14 protein-coding genes, 2 rRNA genes and 2 pseudogenes are annotated in these 18669 nt (G+C 48.0%); 6 read left to right on the top strand and 12 right to left on the bottom strand.

Annotation, left to right across the window (positions count from 1 at the left end; genetic code table 11):
* Positions 1-11 precede the first annotated feature (11 nt).
* The 3 genes from prfB to Q0101_RS09745 form a co-directional block, all read right to left on the bottom strand.
* Positions 12-1109, bottom strand: a complete 1098-nt coding sequence (gene prfB / locus Q0101_RS09755; RefSeq protein ID WP_297944969.1) for a peptide chain release factor 2 — start codon at positions 1107-1109, stop codon at positions 12-14.
* A gap of 58 nt (positions 1110-1167) precedes the next feature.
* Positions 1168-1404 (bottom strand): hypothetical protein, encoded by a 237-nt coding sequence (locus Q0101_RS09750; RefSeq protein ID WP_297944967.1) that lies wholly within the window; start codon positions 1402-1404, stop codon positions 1168-1170.
* 259 nt (positions 1405-1663) lie between these two features.
* Positions 1664-1963 carry a DUF883 domain-containing protein gene (locus Q0101_RS09745; RefSeq protein WP_297944964.1) on the bottom strand — a complete coding sequence of 100 codons (300 nt, stop codon included), beginning with the start codon at positions 1961-1963 and terminating at the stop codon, positions 1664-1666.
* 164 nt (positions 1964-2127) lie between these two features.
* Here Q0101_RS09745 and panC point away from each other — a divergent pair, with 164 nt between their 5' ends.
* From panC to Q0101_RS09725, 4 genes are read left to right on the top strand one after another with little or no spacing between them, the layout of a single operon-like run.
* The gene (gene panC, locus Q0101_RS09740) at positions 2128-2949 is read left to right on the top strand and encodes a pantoate--beta-alanine ligase (RefSeq protein WP_297944961.1); all 822 of its coding nucleotides are present in this window, start codon (positions 2128-2130) and stop codon (positions 2947-2949) included.
* Position 2950: 1 nt separating this feature from the next.
* Entirely contained in the window at positions 2951-4465 is a 1515-nt protein-coding gene (locus tag Q0101_RS09735; RefSeq protein WP_297944958.1) for a MiaB/RimO family radical SAM methylthiotransferase, read from the top strand.
* Positions 4462-5463 carry a tRNA lysidine(34) synthetase TilS gene (gene tilS, locus Q0101_RS09730; protein WP_297944955.1) on the top strand — a complete coding sequence of 334 codons (1002 nt, stop codon included), beginning with the start codon at positions 4462-4464 and terminating at the stop codon, positions 5461-5463. Before Q0101_RS09735 ends, tilS begins: the two co-directional genes overlap by 4 nt.
* On the top strand, positions 5460-6116 hold the full coding sequence (locus Q0101_RS09725) for a metallophosphoesterase (protein WP_297944952.1): 657 nt from the start codon (positions 5460-5462) through the stop codon (positions 6114-6116). The genes tilS and Q0101_RS09725 overlap by 4 nt, the downstream gene beginning before the upstream one ends.
* A 227-nt stretch (positions 6117-6343) precedes the next feature.
* Here the strand turns inward: Q0101_RS09725 and Q0101_RS09720 are convergent, their stop codons facing one another.
* The 4 genes from Q0101_RS09720 to Q0101_RS09705 are packed head-to-tail and all read right to left on the bottom strand — an operon-like array spanning position 6344 to position 9314.
* A complete protein-coding gene (locus tag Q0101_RS09720; protein WP_297944950.1) occupies positions 6344-7099 on the bottom strand; it encodes a hypothetical protein in 756 nt (251 codons plus the stop codon).
* Between the two features lie 46 nt (positions 7100-7145).
* Positions 7146-7799 carry a lysophospholipid acyltransferase family protein gene (locus Q0101_RS09715; RefSeq protein ID WP_297944948.1) on the bottom strand — a complete coding sequence of 218 codons (654 nt, stop codon included), beginning with the start codon at positions 7797-7799 and terminating at the stop codon, positions 7146-7148.
* Entirely contained in the window at positions 7780-9075 is a 1296-nt protein-coding gene (gene miaB, locus Q0101_RS09710; RefSeq protein WP_297944946.1) for a tRNA (N6-isopentenyl adenosine(37)-C2)-methylthiotransferase MiaB, read from the bottom strand. The genes Q0101_RS09715 and miaB overlap by 20 nt, the downstream gene beginning before the upstream one ends.
* The gene (locus tag Q0101_RS09705; RefSeq protein WP_005870077.1) at positions 9072-9314 is read right to left on the bottom strand and encodes an HP0268 family nuclease; all 243 of its coding nucleotides are present in this window, start codon (positions 9312-9314) and stop codon (positions 9072-9074) included. Before Q0101_RS09705 ends, miaB begins: the two co-directional genes overlap by 4 nt.
* Before the next feature lie 159 nt (positions 9315-9473).
* On the opposite strand from Q0101_RS09705, the gene nusA reads away from it, so the two are divergent.
* Positions 9474-10601, top strand: coding sequence for a transcription termination factor NusA (gene nusA / locus Q0101_RS09700; protein ID WP_297944943.1), 1128 nt, complete (start codon positions 9474-9476; stop codon positions 10599-10601).
* Positions 10602-10885: 284 nt separating this feature from the next.
* Here the strand turns inward: nusA and Q0101_RS09695 are convergent, their stop codons facing one another.
* Positions 10886-11497 (bottom strand): YiiX/YebB-like N1pC/P60 family cysteine hydrolase, encoded by a 612-nt coding sequence (locus tag Q0101_RS09695; RefSeq protein ID WP_297944940.1) that lies wholly within the window; start codon positions 11495-11497, stop codon positions 10886-10888.
* Positions 11479-11862: a DUF4878 domain-containing protein gene (locus tag Q0101_RS09690; RefSeq protein ID WP_297944937.1), complete on the bottom strand. Its 384-nt coding sequence runs from the start codon at positions 11860-11862 to the stop codon at positions 11479-11481. Before Q0101_RS09690 ends, Q0101_RS09695 begins: the two co-directional genes overlap by 19 nt.
* 472 nt (positions 11863-12334) lie before the next feature.
* Here Q0101_RS09690 and Q0101_RS09685 point away from each other — a divergent pair.
* Positions 12335-12757 (top strand): annotated as a pseudogene (locus tag Q0101_RS09685) (EamA family transporter); the annotation flags it as partial.
* A gap of 785 nt (positions 12758-13542) precedes the next feature.
* Here Q0101_RS09685 and Q0101_RS09680 read toward each other — a convergent pair.
* The 3 genes and pseudogenes from Q0101_RS09680 to Q0101_RS09670 all read right to left on the bottom strand — a co-directional run.
* Positions 13543-13782, bottom strand: a pseudogene (locus Q0101_RS09680) (helix-hairpin-helix domain-containing protein); the annotation flags it as partial.
* A gap of 1136 nt (positions 13783-14918) precedes the next feature.
* Positions 14919-15035, bottom strand: a 5S ribosomal RNA gene (rrf, locus tag Q0101_RS09675).
* A 410-nt stretch (positions 15036-15445) separates the two neighbouring features.
* A 23S ribosomal RNA gene (locus tag Q0101_RS09670) occupies positions 15446-18383 on the bottom strand.
* Positions 18384-18669: the final 286 nt, after the last annotated feature.

Here is an 18669-nt window from a genome sequence, read left to right as displayed (position 1 = left end):
TTCAAAAAAATTTATTTGTTCGCTTGTGAAATCAAAACGCCTTCGATTATGCTTTTTATATCGCCGTCTAAAATCGCATCGGTTTGGCTATACGCCTCGCCGCTGCGGTTGTCCTTAACCTGCTGATACGGGAAAAGCACGTAGGAGCGGATCTGATGCCCCCAGCCAATCTCACTCTTAGGCGCGTTTTCGTCCTTTTCGCGCTGCTTCATCAGCTCAAGCTCGTAAAGGCGCGACTTTAGCACCTTCATCGCCGTTTCTTTGTTTTTGTGCTGGCTTCTGTCGTTTTGGCAGTTTACTACGATACCCGTTGGGATGTGCGTGATACGCACGGCGCTTTCGGTTTTATTGATATGCTGCCCGCCTGCGCCGCTTGCGCGAAACACATCGACGCGGATATCCTTCTCTTCGATATTTATCTCGATATCATCATTTAGCTCAGGGCTTACCATTACGCTTGAAAAGCTCGTATGTCTGCGCCCTGCACTATCGAATGGGCTTACGCGCACCAGGCGATGGATACCGTTTTCGGCTTTCAGATATCCGTAAGCGTTCTCGCCGCGCACGATGAAGCTGACATCCTTAAGACCCGCTTCCTCACCCTCTTGAAAGTCCAAAACCTCGATCTTAAAGCCCTCTCGCTCGCAAAAGCGCAGATACATGCGGTATAGCATACTCGCCCAGTCGTTGCTCTCCGTACCGCCCGCGCCCGGATGGATACTGACGATAGCGTTTTTATCGTCGTTTTCGCCGCTAAGCATCATAGAAATTTCTAAATTTATGATCTTGTCCTCTAGCTCGTCCGCTTCGGCAAAAAGCGAGTTTATCGTCTCCTCGTCGTTTTCCGAGTTTGCCAGCTCATATAGAGCTTTTGCATCGTCTACGGCATTTTTAGCGTTTAGAAATTTATTTAAGATATTTGAAATTTTAGTTTTTTCCTTGCCGATGGCGCCTGCTTTTGCGACGTCCTGCCAGAGATTTTGATCGTTTTCAAGCTCCTCGATCTCTTTTAGGCGCGCTTTAATGTTCTCTGGTTTTACGACGCCAGCGATATTTTCGACTTTAGTACTTAGGGTTTTTAAAAGTTCCGTGTATTCATAATTATCCAAAATTTAAGACCTTTTTATGCTTTTGGCGTGATTATAACATATTTTGGATTAAGGTTGTTTATAAAATTTTATTTAAGGCGGGCATTATTAAGCATTTATCTATCAGGGATATCAAAACCTGCTTGATATTGCCATGATTAATCAGTTTAAGCTCCGTCGATAGATCGGGCAAGGGGTCGTTTAGTAGCAGTTTTAGCTTTGCTTCTTCTAGCTTCAACTTTTTGCAATCGGCTTTTCTGTCTTCAAGCATAGACACCACTAGTCTTAGCTTTTCTTTTGTCATTTCGCTTTGCACGAAAGTACCTTATACACGATAATGGAACATAAAAAAGCTGCAATAGAGCAAGCAAAATACGCCCAAATTTCTCCGATAGTTTTTTCAAGAAGCGCGTGCAGCCCTAGCAAAAAGAATACCAAGCCTATAATGCAAATTACGCCCGTAATTATATTTAGTAAAACCGAGTTGGCGCTCTTTAAAAAAGAGCGCCTAATATCGCTAGCTTGAGCGTCTACGAGCTCTACTACCGAAACTATAAATTCAGATATGCCGGCCATTATTTTTTCAGCAGCCAGGCGAGCAAAAATCCGACGCCCGCAGCGATAGCGACGCTTTTTATCGGGTCTTGTTTTATCGTGTCATTTACGCTTTCTATGCCGTCTTTGCCTTTGAGCCTTAGATCATCTATATATTTTTTGATCTCATTGCTGTTTAGCTGATCCAAAATTTTATCTTTAGCAGACTCCGCACGCTCTACGCCTATGTTTTTGATAGACTTCATAATCTCTTTAAAATCCGCTTTTAAAGAGTCGATATCTTTTTTCAAAGAATCTAAATTTGTCTCTTGAGTAGCCATTTTCGCTCCTTTTGAAGTTTATTTTAGAGCTAAAGCTCGTGGTAGATTTTAGTACTTATTGATTAACGCTCGCTAAATAGACCGCCCTTTCGCGCTTAATTTATACCTTTAATATTTTTTGATATAATTGCCAGCCTAATATTTTATATTGAAAAGAGAGAACAATGCAAATTATTAGAAGCGTAGAGGAGCTAAAAAGCTTCAGAGCATCAGCAAGCGGCAGCATAGGCTTTGTGCCTACGATGGGGGCTTTGCACGCGGGGCATGCGAGCCTCATAAAAAGAGCGCGAAACGAAAACAACATCGTAATCGTCTCCGCATTCCTCAATCCGGCGCAGTTTTTGCCCGGCGAGGATCTAAACAGCTACCCAAAAAACGAAGCGGGCGATATTAAAATTTGCGAAAGCCTCGATGTAAACGCGCTTTTTATCCCGAGCGCGGATGAAATTTACGGCACGGAGGAGCCAGCGATCATAGCACCTAAGCCGATAAGTGAAATTTTAGAAGGCAAAACGCGTCCCGGGCACTTCGACGGCGTACTTAAGGTGCTAAATAAGCTTTTTAATCTAACTCGTCCTAACAACGTTTATATGGGCAAAAAGGACACCCAGCAGCTTTTCATCGTGCAGAAGATGGTAAAGAGCTTTTTTATGCCTATAAATATCATCCCTTGTGAGATCGTGCGCGAGAGCGACGGCTTGGCGCTTAGCTCGCGCAACGCCTATTTGGACGAAGAGGGCAAGCTTATGGCGCTTAAGCTTTCACGCTCCTTGCTAAATGCCAGCTCGCTTATTAAAAAAGGCGAGATCAGCCTAAACATCGTCCGCGAAAAGATGCTTAGCGTGCTTGAGCCGCTGGCGGTCGATTACATAGCGTTCGTGGATTATAAATTTAATGAAATTTCGCAGATCAAGCAAGGCGATACGATAATCCTGCTTGCCGCAAAGGTTGGCACAACCCGCCTGATCGATAATATCTGGCTGTAAAATGGCAAAACTCCATCTCGTTTCTCTAGGCTGCAATAAGAATTTAGTCGACTCCGAGATCATGCTCGGGCGTCTGCAAAACTACGAGCTCACGGATGAACCTGCAAGTGCGGACGTGATGATCGTAAATACCTGCGGTTTCATCGCAAGCGCCAAACAGGAGAGTATCCGCACGATTTTGAAGCTTAGCGAGCAGAAAAAAAGCGGCGCGCTGCTGGTCGTCACGGGCTGTCTGATGCAGCGCTACAAGGATGAGCTCATGCGCGAGCTGCCCGAGGTCGATATTTTCAGCGGCGTTGGCGACTACGATAAAATCGATGAGATGATTTTAAAAAAGCAGAATTTATTCAGCCCACAAACCTATCTGCAAAGTCCCGCGATTACCTCTTCACGCGTGATAACGGGCTCGAACTACCACGCTTACGTTAAAATTTCAGAGGGCTGTAATCAAAAATGCTCTTTCTGCGCCATTCCGAGCTTCAAAGGTCGCCTAAAAAGCCGCAGTATCGAGGACATCGAAGCGGAGATACGCGGCTTAGTAGCGCGCGGATTTTACGATTTTAGCTTTATAGCACAGGATTCCAGCAGCTTCGGTCGCGATCTAAGACGCGGCAAAAAGGATGGATCGAATTTTAAAGGCTCCGAAGGCGAGTTAAATTTTGCAAGCTTTCGCGACGGGCAGAATTCCGATGACTCAAGCGGCGGCGCGGCAGATAAAATTTCCACTCAAAGTAGTAGGCTCTCCTGCGATAAGGGCTCTGGCGGCGAGAGTGCGGACGACGAAAGAGTCCACGAGCAGGACATAGATCTAGTCGCGCTGATAAAACGCATCGAAAAAATAAAGGGCGTCAAGGTCGCGCGCGTGCTGTATCTCTACCCCACCAGCACCGACGAGCGACTCATCCGCACGATCGTGGACTCACCCGTTTTCGCAAATTACTTCGACATGCCGATTCAGCACATAAACGACAAAATGCTAAGCCTGATGAAGCGCGGCGCGAGCGCGGCGCGGATCAAAGAGCTTTTAAGCTTAATGCGTGCAGCGCCTAATTCATTTCTGCGCACGGGCGTCATCGTCGGACACCCAGGCGAAACAGACGTAGAATTTGACGAGCTTTGCGACTTTTTGCAGGAGTTTAAATTTGATAGAATTTCAGCTTTTGCTTACAGCAAGGAGGAGGATACGGCGAGCTTTGCGATGCCGCAAATCCCCGCACGGACAATTAGCCGCCGTCTGAATAAAATCGAAAAAATCACGCGCGAGGCGATAGATAGCAGCATGCGTGCGCTCGTAGGCAAAAAGATACCCCTAATAATCGAAGGTGCCAGCAGCGAGGGCGAGTTTTTTTACGGCGCCAAGCCTCTTGCATGGGACAAGGACATCGACGGCGAAATTTTAATCAACGAAAGCTACGTGCAAAATCTAAAAGTAGGCGGTCTATACGAGTGCGAAATCACGGAATTTGTTGGCGATAGACTGCTTGCGCGAGTACTAAAAAGCTCGCAAGGACAATGAAAAACTCGCCCGAAATTCCAAGCAAAATTCTAGCCTTGCTGCGGGCTGGCAAAAATCTGCTTGCTTTTTCGCACGGCGTCGATAGCACGGCGCTTTTTTACCTTCTGGACAAGGCTGGCGTGAAATTTGACCTTGCGATCGTGGACTATAACGTCCGCTCGCAGAGCAAGGACGAAGTCGATTCGGCGCAGCAGCTCGCAGCCAAATTTAACAAACAAATCTACGTAAAAAGCGTGCGACTGGGCGCTTCAAATTTCGAGCACGAGGCACGCGCGGCCAGATATGAGTTTTTCGGCCAAATTTGCCGCGAGCGGGGATATGAAAATTTGATCTTGGCGCATCAGTTTGACGATAAATTCGAGTGGTTTTTGATGCAGCTTGGGCGCGGTGCAGGGCTTAGCGAGCTACTAGGCATGCAAGAGCTTGAGCCCCGCGATGACTACGTGATCGCTCGTCCGCTTCTAGGCGTGCGAAAGTGCGAACTGGAGCGGTTTTTAAAGGGGCGAAACCTAAAATACTTCACCGACGAAACGAATTTGACGAACCGGTTTAAACGCGGCTTTATTCGCGCGAAATTTAGCGAGCCGTTTTTAAACAAATACTTTAGCGGCGTAAAAAAGAGCTTTAAATTTTTGGCGACCGACGCGTTAAATTTAACTCCCGAAATTTCTAACCCCGCACCTAAAATTTATCTTGTAAAACGAGGCACAAGCGAGCTTCGCGGCGTTGATCAGGCATGCAAGCGACTAGGATTCGTGCTAAGCTCGGCGCAGCGAAACGAATGTGCGCGCTGCCTAGAAAACGGCGCTGACTGCGTGCTAGGCGGCAAGGTAGCCGTGGGCGCGAGCAAAAATTTTATTCTCGTAACGCCATATATCAAAGCGGCGATGGAAAAGAAATTTAAAGAAGCGTGCAGGCGGCTTGCTATCCCACCGATAAACCGCGGATTTTTATTTGTCATGGGAGCGGATCTTGCGCTATTTGAGGAGCTTTTATGAGCGTTTATTTTACCTCCGATCTACACTTCGGCCACGAGCTGGTGCTTAAAAAATATCCGAATTTTAGAAAAGGCACAAACGTAGCCGAGATGGATGAAAATCTCATCGCCGCTTGGAATGCGCTCGTTACGCCCGAGGATCTCGTCTATAATCTAGGCGACGTGTCCTTTCACAAGGATTTTGCGCACACTTGCGAGTTACTTCGCAGACTAAACGGGCGACATTTTTTGGTGCTCGGCAACCACGATGGGCGCATCGCCGCGATGAAAAACGAACTGCTAAGCGGACGCAAGGCGGACGGCAATTTTATGTTTGAGCAGATCGTGGGCTACGCCTTTGTGCTCCTATCGCATAAGAGAGCGGCTCTGTCTCACTACCCGATGATCGAGTGGGCAAACTGCCATTATGGCGCGCTGATGCTCTATGGTCACCTGCACGCAGATATCGCTGAGGTTTCGGGCAGAGCGCTAAACGTAGGTTTTGATCTGCACGGCAAAATTTTAAGCGAGGACGAGGTGTGGTCGTACCTCAAGGACATCCCGCCCAAGGCGCATCACGCAAGCGAGCTAGAGGGCATTAGCGAGAACGACGATGTGGAGCAAAGGCGGATTCTGATAGAAAATTTTTTACGTAAAATTAATCAGAGTTCGTAAAAAATAAAATTTGCGGTGCAAGACGGCTCTTTGCGGCAAATGAGCTTAAATTTAAAATCGAGCTGATTTGAATATGAATGATTTTATCTAGCCAAAATCCATTATGTAACGCGAGATAAAATTTAATAAAATGCGGCACAAACAGGCAACTAAATCGTATCAAGCAAGCGCAATTGCAAAGATAAAATTTTAAAATTCTGCCTAGGTACGGAGCAAAAATATTTGATCTAGCGAGCTTCCAGCATCGCGATTTTGTTGATGTAATCGGCTAAATTTAGATTTATCAGATTTGTTTTGATGAAGATGCGTGTGAAAATCACGTAGCCGATCTCATTACTAAGCGTGCCGTCTGAGTAGATGAAAACGTTGGTGAGAAACTCGCTATTTTCGGATTTATAGAAGGTCTCGATCTGAAAATTTAAAAGCTCGTAAAATAGCTCGTCAGTATCGCTCATCGCTGCCTGCATCTCCTCATCGATACGCATTATGTCGGCATAGAGTACGCGCTCTTGGTTGGCGACGACAAAACACGCGCGGTTATTAAATTTCAGTGCGAACATCGCCATGTTTTCAAAATCGCTTTGATTTTTTAGCAAGAAGTATAAAATTTTAAATAAACTAGCGTGCGAGCTAAATTCTATTCCAAAAGTCTCATCCGCCGCCTGTGCACTTGCGCGAGGAAATTCCACGATGAAGCTATCATCAACTTTTTGATAAATGCTATTTTCTTTAATCATATAATCCTCGTTAAAATACACTCTTTGATTTTCATCGTCAATCAGTACGCAGGAGATTAAATTTTTATCACTCAGATCCGCAAAGCCCGCTAGCGAGGCAGCCAGATCGTTTTCTTGCGCTATAGAAAAGCGATCGGATTTCTCATCCAAAATTCTTTTGCCAAAACCCAATTTTCTATAAAAAAACTCGCATGCGTCGGCACTTTTAGCGACGCCGAGGAATGATTTTGCTTTAAATAGTGCCATTTTTTCTCCTAAAATTGCAATTATACCGAAACACTATTATTTCAAACTAAAATTTAACGTCCTGCTCGGCGCTTGCAAAAAGCAGTTGCCTGATCGCCTCTTTGCCCGCATCGAGGCTAAGCCCAGTTAAATTTAACGGCGCGCTGAGGCTGTAATTTATGCGTGAAAACGGCTTTGGCAATACCATCTCGTCCCAGCTATGAAATTTCCAAAAACTGCTCGCTTCGTAATTTAGCGCGTAAAGGTCTAAGTTTAGCCGCTGCGCAATGATCACGGCACCGTCGGCGACGCTGTGAAGCGGACCGCGCGGACCGTCTGGAGTGATGATGACGTCTGTGCCGTTTTTTATCTCTTTGATCGCACCCATAAGCGCGCGCGCGCCGCCTTTGAAACTGCTGCCGCGGATCGCACCGATGCCAAAATGCGAGATCACACGCGTAATTATCTCGCCGTCTTTGTGATCCGAGATGATGACCTTGGCGCGCCTTTTGCTGTCGAAATCCCGCAACCACCAGCGTCTATAAGCAAAGCTCATCATCGCTAATCTTCCATGCCAAAATACGACGACGCAGGGCTTTTCGGGCAGCTTCGTGGGGGTAAATTTAACCCTGCACGTTAAAAAAATACACCAAATCAGGATAAAAATGAGATATTCGGCGACGCGGAAAAACAACCGCTTTTTAAGCGATAACTTGTCCATAAAGCGCCATTCTGGCGGTCTTTTCGATACGTACTCTGCGCGTTTTTCCTAGTAGCTCCTCGCCGCCTTGCGCGCAGATTAAAAAATTTGAAAAGCTTCTACCGTACGCGGTGCCGCCCTCGCGCAGCTCCTCGAAATATACGTCAAAAATTTTATCTTTTTGCGCCCCTGCGATCTCGTCTAAAATTTTAGCGTGAGCGCTTTGCAACCTGCTTAATCTTTCGCTTGAAATTTCATCATCCAACGGCTTTAAGCTTGCCGCTGGCGTGAGCGGTCTAGGGCTAAATTTAAAGGAAAAAACCTGCTCAAATCTCACCGCTTCTAACACCTCCATCGTCTCGGCAAAATCCTCCTCGCTCTCGCTCGGATAGCCCACGATGATGTCGGTGCTAATCGCCACGCCCGGGCAGCCTTGGCGTAGCTTAAGTGCGCGGTCCAGATACCACTGCTTGGTATATCCGCGCTTCATATCGCGCAAAACCTTGCTAGAGCCGCTTTGCAGCGGCATATGCATCGATTTGCAAATTTTAGGATTATTGCAAAAAACGTCCAAAAATTTATCGTCCATATGCAGCGGATGCGGGCTAGTAAAGCGGATGCGCTCGATGCCCTCTATCTCGCTAAGCCGCACGAGCAGGTCGCTGAAGTCGATTTCTTCGTGCGCGCTAGAAAAGCGCTTGCCGTAATTATTGACGTTTTGGCCGAGCAAAAATATCTCTTTGGCACCGCGAGAGGCGGATCTTTCGGCTTCGCGCAAGATGATTTGAGCGGGGATCGAAATTTCATCGCCTCTAGTCTGCGGCACGATGCAGTAGGAGCACTTTTTGTCGCAGCCGATCATTATGTTTATGAAGGATTTATATGGCGAGCTCGCAAAATCGCCGAAGGCAAACTCGCTCTCGTCGTAGTTTATGTCCGTGCTGATAAATTTTGGCGTAAGAACGGCTTGCGAAATTTTAGATACGTTTCTGGCGCCGAGTACGAAATCCACAAAGGGTGCGCGCTTAAAAATTTCTCCGCCCAGATGGCTTGCGGTGCAGCCGCAAACGCCGATTTTAGAGCCCTTTTTTCGCGCCTTATCAAAAGCTCCGATCTCGCTAAAAAGCTTATGCACGGGCTTTTCACGCACGGAGCAGGTGTTTATTAAGATCAGATCCGCGATATTTACGTCATCGGTAATCTCGTAATCTTGCTCTTTTAGCTGCGCGATAATATGCTCGCTATCGCGCACGTTCATCGCGCAACCTAGGGTCTGGATGAAGAGGAGTTTGCTCAAAGGATATGCACCTCGTACATATACTCGTTTTCGTTCAGCCCGTATCGCACTATGCGTTGATACACGCTAAAACCCTTAGTGTCGAAAAAATCCACCAAAGCGGCTAAATCTTTTTGAGAATTTTCTCTATCCAGATAAAATATTTTCTGTCCGCTCTTTTCTACTTGGGCTTGCAAATCCTCGATCTTAACGCTTTTTGGCTTAGAAGCAAGCTCCGTTCTGGCAAGTTTTAGCTGCATGATCTATCCTTTCATTTATCTTTATTAAACCCGCGAGTTTAGCGAAATTTAGATAATAATTCGTTTAAATAAAAATAAAGTCAAAATTCCATATAATATCGCACTTCAAAATTTAAAATCCAAATTTAGTAGCACGAAATCAAATCTTAAGGAAAATTTATGGAAAAAATCACCGACATCATCGAGTCGATTGCAAATGAAAAGGGGCTTGAGCTCGCGGACGTCAAAGAGCGCGTCAAAACGGCGTTCATCCAGACCGCAAAAAGACTTTTCGGCGAGGAGTATCTCTACGACAGCGAGGTTGATCCGCAGACCAAACGCGTCAAGCTCTACCAAAAGGTCCACGTCGTCGCAGATGATGACGAGCGACTCAATGATCACAACTTCATCGCGCTAAGCGAAGCCAAAAAAATAGGCGAAAACGCAGAGATCGGCGATGAGCTAAGCTACGAAATAAATATCGAAAACCTCGGTCGCACGGCTTCCGGCGTGCTGGCTAGAGAGCTAAATTTTCATATCCAAAGGCTGCTCGAAGAGAAAATTTTTGAGAACTATAAAAGCAAGGTAGGCACTTTCACCCACGGCACGGTCACCAAGATCGATCACGACGGCACGACCTACGTAGAGATCGAGGATACGAAGGCCTTTATGCCGCTTAAAAACCGCATCAAGGGTGAAAATTTCAAAATCGGCGACGTGCTGCAAGCCGTCATCAAAAACGTAGCGATCGACAAATCTCACGGCATCAGGCTGGAACTTTCGCGCACCAGCCCGAAATTCCTAGAAGCCCTGCTCGCCGCCGAAGTCCCCGAGATCAAAGACGGCAGCGTCATCATCCAAGCCTGCGCCAGAATCCCCGGCAGGCGCGCCAAAATCGCGCTTAGCGCCGTCTCGCCAAACGTCGATCCGGTGGGTGCTACCGTCGGCAAAGGAGGCGCTCGCATCGACGCGGTGAGTAGATTTTTAAGCAAAAATTTGCAAGACGGAAGCGGCGGTGAGAGCATCGACGCGTTTGAATACTCCGCAAGTCCCGAAATTTTGATCACTCGTGCGATGGCGCCCGCGATCGTAAACTCGGTCAAAATAGCGCAGGACGGCAAGGCGATCGTCTATGTAAACCCCGATCAAAAAAGCAAAGCGATCGGCAAAAACGGCCTAAATATCCGACTCGCCTCGATGCTGTGCGGCTGCGAGATCGAACTTATCGAAACCGGTTCGGCGAGTGAGAAAAAAGTCTCCACGGAGGAAGGTCTTAAAAATCTCGAAGCGCTTTTCGGCGAGCTGTAGAGCTCGCGCGCTTTGCTTTTTGAAATTTTGTAAGTTACGCGCTCTATGAAATTTCATGCCCACCAAATTTTGAAAATTCAGTAATTATTGGAATTTTGTAATTTAGTGCTCTACAAAATTATATATTACATAGAATTTTACGTCGTTCGGAATTTTAAAATTTAGTGTCAAAGCAAAATTCTGACCGAAATTTTGCGGCACGGAATTTCATTTATATGTGCTCGAATTGACGCGATATTTAAATTTACATAGCGCGCAAAATTCCAGCCCAAGCTAGGTCGTGCCTACCGCTCGTATAAAATTTCAACACCGCCGTAATGCCAAAACGCCTTCGGCGCGAGGTATTCGCCGCCTAGGACGGCTAGGTTGAGTTTGAAATACTGCGGCGAAAATTCCGTTATTTTTGAAATTTCCTGCTCAAGTAACGTTGTGCAGTAGAGATTCGCTTCGCCGCGAGGTCTTAGCGTAAAACTCTCGCCGACGCGCCTAAGTAGAGAGACAGCGAGGCGCGCCTTTTGCTCCTCGCTTAAAAATTTCATCCGCACCGCGCCGAAGTCTCGCGCATGCGCCAAGAACTCGCGCATCGAAACAGCCGCGACGCCGTCTAGCCCGCCCTCGCCCGTTACCGCGTGCACCACCAAAAGCGGGCGCTCGCGCACGATCATGCCTACGTGCGAGTATTTAAAATCCGTCGCGGTCGCGATTATGCGGCTGTCGGTGACGTCGCCTAGGCGAAAGACGAGATCGCCCGTGCGTAGGTTTGATAAAATTTCATCCGGTACCCGTAGCGGCTCTTTTGCGGCAGATGCGCGCGTGAGCATCCAAAGCTCGCCAAGCCCGCTTGTGGCAAATATCAAGCAGATGAGAAACTTTTTCGCTAAAGCGAGACTTTCCACTTGCCGTCTTTTTTGACGAGTTTAACGCTCTCGGTGCGGTTCGTGCCGTTTTTAAAAGACACGACGACTTTTACGAGCGCCGATTTCTCGTCGCTATTTTGCAGCTCGCCCGAGACGCCTTTTAACCCGTCGCGCTTGGAGGCCTCCTCCTTGCCGGCACCCGCCATTTGCATCAGTTTGCCGTTTATCATCTGCATAGAGCCATCGTCCGATCTGTCCTTATCGGGTATATCTATAGCATCCACCAAAGTCTTAGAATCGCCCTCGTATAGGGCTCTGATGAAGTCCTCGGCTACGCCTTTCGGGTCGCTGCCGCAGCCCGCTAGAACGAATATCGCAATGAGCGCGAGTAGAAATTTTTTCATAGGCTCTCCTTGTAGAAATCTTGGAATTTTATATATGAGCAGTAAATATTTTTTAAATTTGAGCCCGCCCGCTCTGGCAAATTTTCATCGCACTGAATTTTTCAGAAAATCTATTTTACGGCGCTTTTGCTGTATTAGAATAGAATTTTCACATTCACGAACAAGATTACTCTCTCGAATAAAATTTTATCTCGCTAAAGCGAAATTTTACCCAACTATCTACGCGCTGTGTTTTATAGCACTAGGGATCGCATTCGGTTGAAACTCGCCCCAGTCGCATCAAAATCGCATCTTAGTCTAATGAAACCGGAATTTAAGCCCCGTTTTGCAGTGAAATTTTAAAATTTTGATTGTCGCCTTTGTCGTGTCGATCGCTTGTGATTTTGCTTTTTATCGCGACGCCCACAAAATTATAAGCAAATTTTACCCAAATAGGGCTATAATCTAACAATTTATTTCACAGAGGAAGACCATGGAAACTTGGGTGGCTTGGGCGCTCGCGTCGGCGGTATTTGCGGCGCTGACTGCGATATTTGCAAAAATCGGGCTTGAAGGCATCAACTCCCACTTCGCGACTTTTATTCGCACGATCATCATCGCCCTGTGTCTCGCCGTGTTCCTGCGCTACGCTAAAGCCTGGCAGCCGCTATCTAGTCTGAGCCCTCGCAACTGGGTATTTTTGATACTAAGCGGATTAGCTACGGGTGCATCATGGCTAGCGTATTTCAAAGCTCTGCAAATCGGCAAAGCTTATCAAGTAGTACCGATCGATAAACTAAGCGTGGTACTCGTTGTAATCATAGCCGTGATATTTTTAGGCGAGCGCCCGAGTCTTCGCGAATGGCTCGCACTAGCACTCATCGGCGCAGGCGTGATGATGTTGGCGTTTAAACAGGGTAAAATTTGCTTTAAACCTATCTCTTGTAGTCTTTTTAACCGCCACGCTCGCGTTACGCCATACGCTTTGTCGTCAGATAAACCCACTGCCGCTTCTGCAAAATTGCCACCCTAAACCGCTATGATCTCTTATGGCTTGACATTTAGCCTACACGATTTCTAGGCATTAGCTGAAACGCGTCGGTAATCGATTTGCCGATACCTTGCTATAGTTAGGCGGTCTTTAGGGTAATTTTAGTTCTGCTTAAAAGCAGTGAGATTAAAATTTATGAAAAATCAAGAATTTACACCTTAAAATTCCAAAAAATATCGGCTCGCCGTACCATAAAATAAAATTGCATCCGCAAGTTTAAATCGAACTGTAAACTTCTAAATCTACAGTATAGTCGATCACAAGCTAATTACGCAAGATTCGAATTAAAATCTTGCACACTTCCATAGCTCCGCCTAAATCTATATACTTGCTACGTAGATCATACATTTGTCGCAATATAGAATAATAAGCTAAGATCGGGAGAAATTTTACTCTCCCTTACCCTTCTTACCCCTCTTACCTTTAGCCTTAGATGATCCCTCTTCTTTAGCTTCGTCTTTCAACTTAGCCGTAGAGCTTTTTACTTTACCATCCTCATTCATAGCCTTATCCATGCTATCATCCATTCTCTCTTGCATCTTTTCTGATTTGGTATTTGCTTTAGCCTTAGCAGATTTGGCGGTATCTTTAGCTTTTTTACTTGCTTTTTTCTTGGCAGATTTTAGATCACTAATGTCGGTCTGTCCGCTTACGGCAAGATCATCTTTAATAAGCTCAAATCTCTTATCGCCTATGCCTTTAATGTTTTTGATATCCTCGATATCTTTAAATTTATTATCCTTGCGGTAATCTATAATAGCCTGAGCTTTTGCCTCTCCGATGCCCGGAAGCGCCATAAGCTCCTCTTTACTTGCAGTGTTTAAATTTACTGCTGCTAGCATAAATGCAGGAAGCGATAGAAATAGTGCGGATTTAAATAGGTTTTTCATTAAAAGTCCTTTGAGGTTAAGATATCTGTATTGCCAAATAAAACGTCTATTAGAGTTGAGCGTATTGCATACCTATCCCGCGCCAGTGCTAGAAAAGGAATGCGCCCATATGCTATTACGCTACCTTGCAATACGGTAAGAATTATATTTACGCAGGGCTTAAAGGGAGATAAATTTAAGAGATATATTGAAATTTTATCTGCTTCGATCGTTTTATTAAATAAATACGTTAAATTTTAGCTTGATCTTAAAAAGCAGATAGGCGATAAAGCTAGATAGATTAAATTTAACAGCGCTTTTTTTGCTTCTCTTTGGAGACCGAAAAGGATAAAGCTAGATATATTAAATTTAATACCGCAAGCATTGAAACTGGATTTGGATTTAAATCATGTAAAAAGCTAAGCGGCGGTACTTATGAAATTTAGCCCTACCTTACCGCGCACGGAGACTTTTTACGTGCAATACTAGACGCATACGGCGACACGGGATACTGGTGTTATGAAAGGGCACGGATACCTTACGTGCAAAGCTAGACGAGCAATCTTCATAAAATTTAGCCGCATTCGTAAGCTTGCTTTTGTAGGACATGCTTTTCTGGGCTTGATTTTTAATAGGGTTTTATCTGCTTATGGGACGCTTCATTATACTAAGTAACAGCGCTTGCCAAGCTTTATTTGGCATATAGTTTAAATCATACGAAAGCCTTATAAGTTGCCGGCGGCTTTATAATTTAGATATAAAAGCGCGGCAATGTATTAAAAACGAACGAATGGATAAATATAAATTAATATAAATGAGGCTAGGAGAGGCTAGAAAGGCGGCCGCGCCATAGAAGTTAAAAAGTAAACGCAACAGATAGTATTAAAAACGATACGAACAAGCAAGTATTATAGAAAAATTTCAATCCGTATCATTTTTCACTCAATATAAGTCAAATTTAATGCAGAGTTTTGAGATTTTGTAATGATGGAGGGCTAGATTTAAAATTTGTATTTGCAGAAGGTTCTAAAATTCTAAAAGGCTATAGAATTTTAAATTTATCAAGCAATATTTATTGGCTAAAAAAGCGATAATCCAAAGATGCCGGAATAGAATTTAAATTGAAAATTGTATGGAAAGTTATGGAATTTTAACAAAGCCTGCAGCGACCTACTTTCCCCGTCCGAGTAACGGATAGTATCATCAGCCAGGACGAGCTTAGCTTCTTGGTTCGAGATGGAGCAAGGCGTTTCCTCGTCTGTATAGCCACAGGCAGTGTTAAATAAGGGATTGCTTTTGTTGTTTGAAGCGGTACTGAAATAGTTACGAATTAGCCCTGTAGCATACAAGCTTTACTCGTTCTTACCTATTCGCCTCATATTTAAAAATACTTCGTCGTAATCTAAAACTTAGATTAATCGTAGATTACGGATATCTTTTATAATCTCTTATTTAACACTGCGTTCATCGTTAAAGCCAGATCTTGTTTTATAAAAACAAAGGTTGATAAGGTATAGTAAAAATTTACTATTTCGAATTGAGAACTAATTTTTTGCTAGGCGAGGCAAACGAGCAAAGACAAGGGAGCATACGTATGGTATGTGACCGAAGTCTGCAGCGAAGTTTAACGAAGCATAGTGAAAAATTAGGAATCAATTTTATCCTTAACAAGGAAGTAATGCTTAAAAGATAAGCAAACGAGCTATTAGTACCGGTCAGCTAAAGGACTTTCATCCATTACACATCCGGCCTATCAAACTAGTAGTCTACTAGAGCTCTTAAAAGAAGATTCATCTTGGAGTCGGCTTCGAGCTTAGATGCTTTCAGCTCTTATCGCATCCCGACTTAGCTACCCGGCGGTGCTCTTGGCAGAACAACCGGTACACCAGTGGTCGGTTCAACCCGGTCCTCTCGTACTAGGGTCAACTCTCCTCAATCTTCTTACGCCCACGGCAGATAGGGACCGAACTGTCTCACGACGTTCTGAACCCAGCTCGCGTACCGCTTTAAATGGCGAACAGCCATACCCTTGGGACCTGCTCCAGCCCCAGGATGCGATGAGCCGACATCGAGGTGCCAAACCTTCCCGTCGATGTGGACTCTTGGGGAAGATCAGCCTGTTATCCCCGGAGTACCTTTTATCCGTTGAGCGACGGCCATTCCACTCTGGGCCGCCGGATCACTAGAACCGACTTTCGTCCCTGCTCGGCTCGTGGGCCTCGCAGTCGAGCCTGCTTGCGCTCTTGCACTCAGCGGCCTGGTTGCCGACCAGGCTGAGCAGACCTTTGTGCGCCTCCGTTACTCTTTAGGAGGCGACCGCCCCAGTCAAACTACCCACCTGACACGGTCCCCCGCCCGGATCACGGCGCGGGGTTAGGATGCCAGAACGTCGAGGGTGGTATTCCAAGGGTGACTCCCCAGGGACTGGCGTCCCTGGTTCGGCGTCTCCCACCTATCCTCTACACGACGAACCGGCAGCCAATGTCAAGCTGCAGTAAAGGTTCACGGGGTCTTCCCGTCCTTCCGCGGGTAAGTCGCATCTTCACGACTAGTGCAATTTCACCGGGTCTATGGTTGAGACAGCGTCCAAATCGTTACGCCTTTCGTGCAGGTCGGAACTTACCCGACAAGGAATTTCGCTACCTTAGGACCGTTATAGTTACGGCCGCCGTTTACCGGGGCTTGGATTCGCCGCTTCGCTCTCGCTGACGGCTCCTCGTGACCTTCCGGCACCGGGCAGGCGTCAGACCCTATGCGTCGTCTTACGACTTCAGCAGAGTCCTGTGTTTTTGATAAACAGTCGCTTGGACCTCTTCACTGTGGCCGCCACCAGCTCGGGGGGCAAGCCCCTCCACCGGCGGCGGCACCCCTTCTCCCGAAGTTGCGGGGCAGTTTTGCCGAGTTCCTTAACCATAGTTCTCCCGATCGCCTTGGTATGTTCTACCCACCCACCTGTGTCGGTTTGCGGTACGGGCCCCGCGCGGCATCCCTAGGGGTTTTTCTCGGGAGCATGGGCTCACTCACTTCACCCAGTCGCTTCGTCAGCCACCTCAGCCCTCGCGGGCGGCGCGTTTCACAGCCGCCCGGCCTACGTGGCCTCACGGGGACGTCCAGAACCCCGCTGAGCTACCCTTCTCCGTCACCCCGTCGGTGATGGCGCCGCGTCGGGGGTGCAGGAATGTCTGCCTGCTGCGCGTCGGCTACGCCTTCCGGCCTCGCCTTAGCACCCGACTGACCCTGGGAGGATTAGCCTTGCCCAGGAAACCTTGGGTTTACGGCGGGGGCGTTTCTCACGCCCCTCTCGCTACTCATGCCAGCATTCTCACTTCCGGCCGGTCCACGGGGGGTCGCCCCCTCGCTTCGCCCCGGACGGAAAGCTCCCCTACCACCCGCGCTCGCGCGCGGGTCCGCCGCTTCGGTACCGTGCTTAGCCCCGTATATTGTCGGCGCATGTCCACTCGACCAGTGAGCTGTTACGCACTCTTTGAATGGGTGGCTGCTTCTAAGCCAACATCCTGGTTGTCTGAGCAAACGCACATCCTTTGCCACTCAGCACGGACTTGGGGACCTTAGCGGGCGGTCTGGGCTGTTTCCCTCTCGAACACACGGCTTAGCCCACATGTTCTGACTCCCGGGCTCTGGGCCTGCGGCATTCGGAGTTTGATTGGACTTGGTAGGCGGTGAGGCCCCCGCACCCATTCAGTGCTCTACCTCCGCAGGCAAACGCCCGGGGCTAGCCCTAAAGCTATTTCGGGGAGAACGAGATATCTCCGGGTTTGATTGGCCTTTCACCCCTATCCGCAGGTCATCCCCCCAGTTTTCAACCTAGGTGGGTTCGGCCCTCCGCGGGGTCTTACCCCCGTTTCAGCCTGCCCACGGATAGCTCACCCGGCTTCGCGTCTACGGCGCGCGACTCAAGCGCCCGGTTGGGACTCGCTCTCGCTGCGGCTCGCTTCAAAGCTTAACCTCGCCGCACACCGTAACTCGCTGGCTCATTCTACAAAAGGCACGCCGTCACGCCCCGAGGGGCGCTCCGACTGCTTGTACGCACACGGTTTCAGGTACTGTTTCACTCCCCTCCCGGGGTGCTTTTCACCTTTCCCTCACGGTACTCGTCCGCTATCGGTCACAGGAGAGTATTTAGGCTTGGAGGGTGGTCCCCCCAGCTTCCCACCGGGTTTCACGTGTCCGGCGGTACTCAGGAACCGGTCGGCAGTCCCTGCGGGTTCGCGTACGGGGCTCTAACCCTGTCTCGCCGGCCTTCCCAGGCCGTTCCGCTCCCGCGGGGATTTGTCACTGCGCGACGACCGGCCCTACAACCCCGGCGGGGCCGAAGCGCCCGCCGGTTTGGCCTCTTCCCCGTTCGCTCGCCACTACTGGGGGAATCTCGGTTGATTTCTCTTCCTCTGGGTACTGAGATGTTTCAGTTCCCCAGGTTGCCTCCTCCGCGCCTATGTGTTCGGCGCGGGGTGCCGGGCCTCTGGTCCCGGCGGGTTCGCCCATTCGGAGATCCGCGGGTCTGGCGGGCATGTGCCCCTAACCGCGGCTTATCGCAGCTTGTCACGTCCTTCGTCGGCTTCCTGTGCCAAGGCATCCACCGTGTGCGCTTACCATCTTCTCTTCGATGGCCTCGTACGTACACATACGTTGCGCCCGGGGCCTTCGCCCCCGGCGCGATCAGATGCGATCTTCTTGAAAAAAGAAAACTTTTCGTCTTTGTCACGCTATGCGGCTCTCAGGGTACGGCGAGGGCGAGCCCTCGGGACCGGACACTGCGCGCCGGGCGCGGCGAGAGGCAAGCCTCAGCGGGGTCGGGCGGGATCGCCCGCGCCCCATCGCCCCCGCGGGGGCGTGCTCCCTAGAAAGGAGGTGATCCAGCCGCACCTTCCGGTACGGCTACCTTGTTAC

Origin of the sequence: uncultured Campylobacter sp. (assembly GCF_937921625.1) — a bacterium.
Classification (GTDB): Bacteria; Campylobacterota; Campylobacteria; order Campylobacterales; family Campylobacteraceae; genus Campylobacter_B.
The sequence above is the reverse complement of the archived record's forward strand: the minus strand, read 5'-3'. Positions and strand labels throughout refer to the sequence as shown.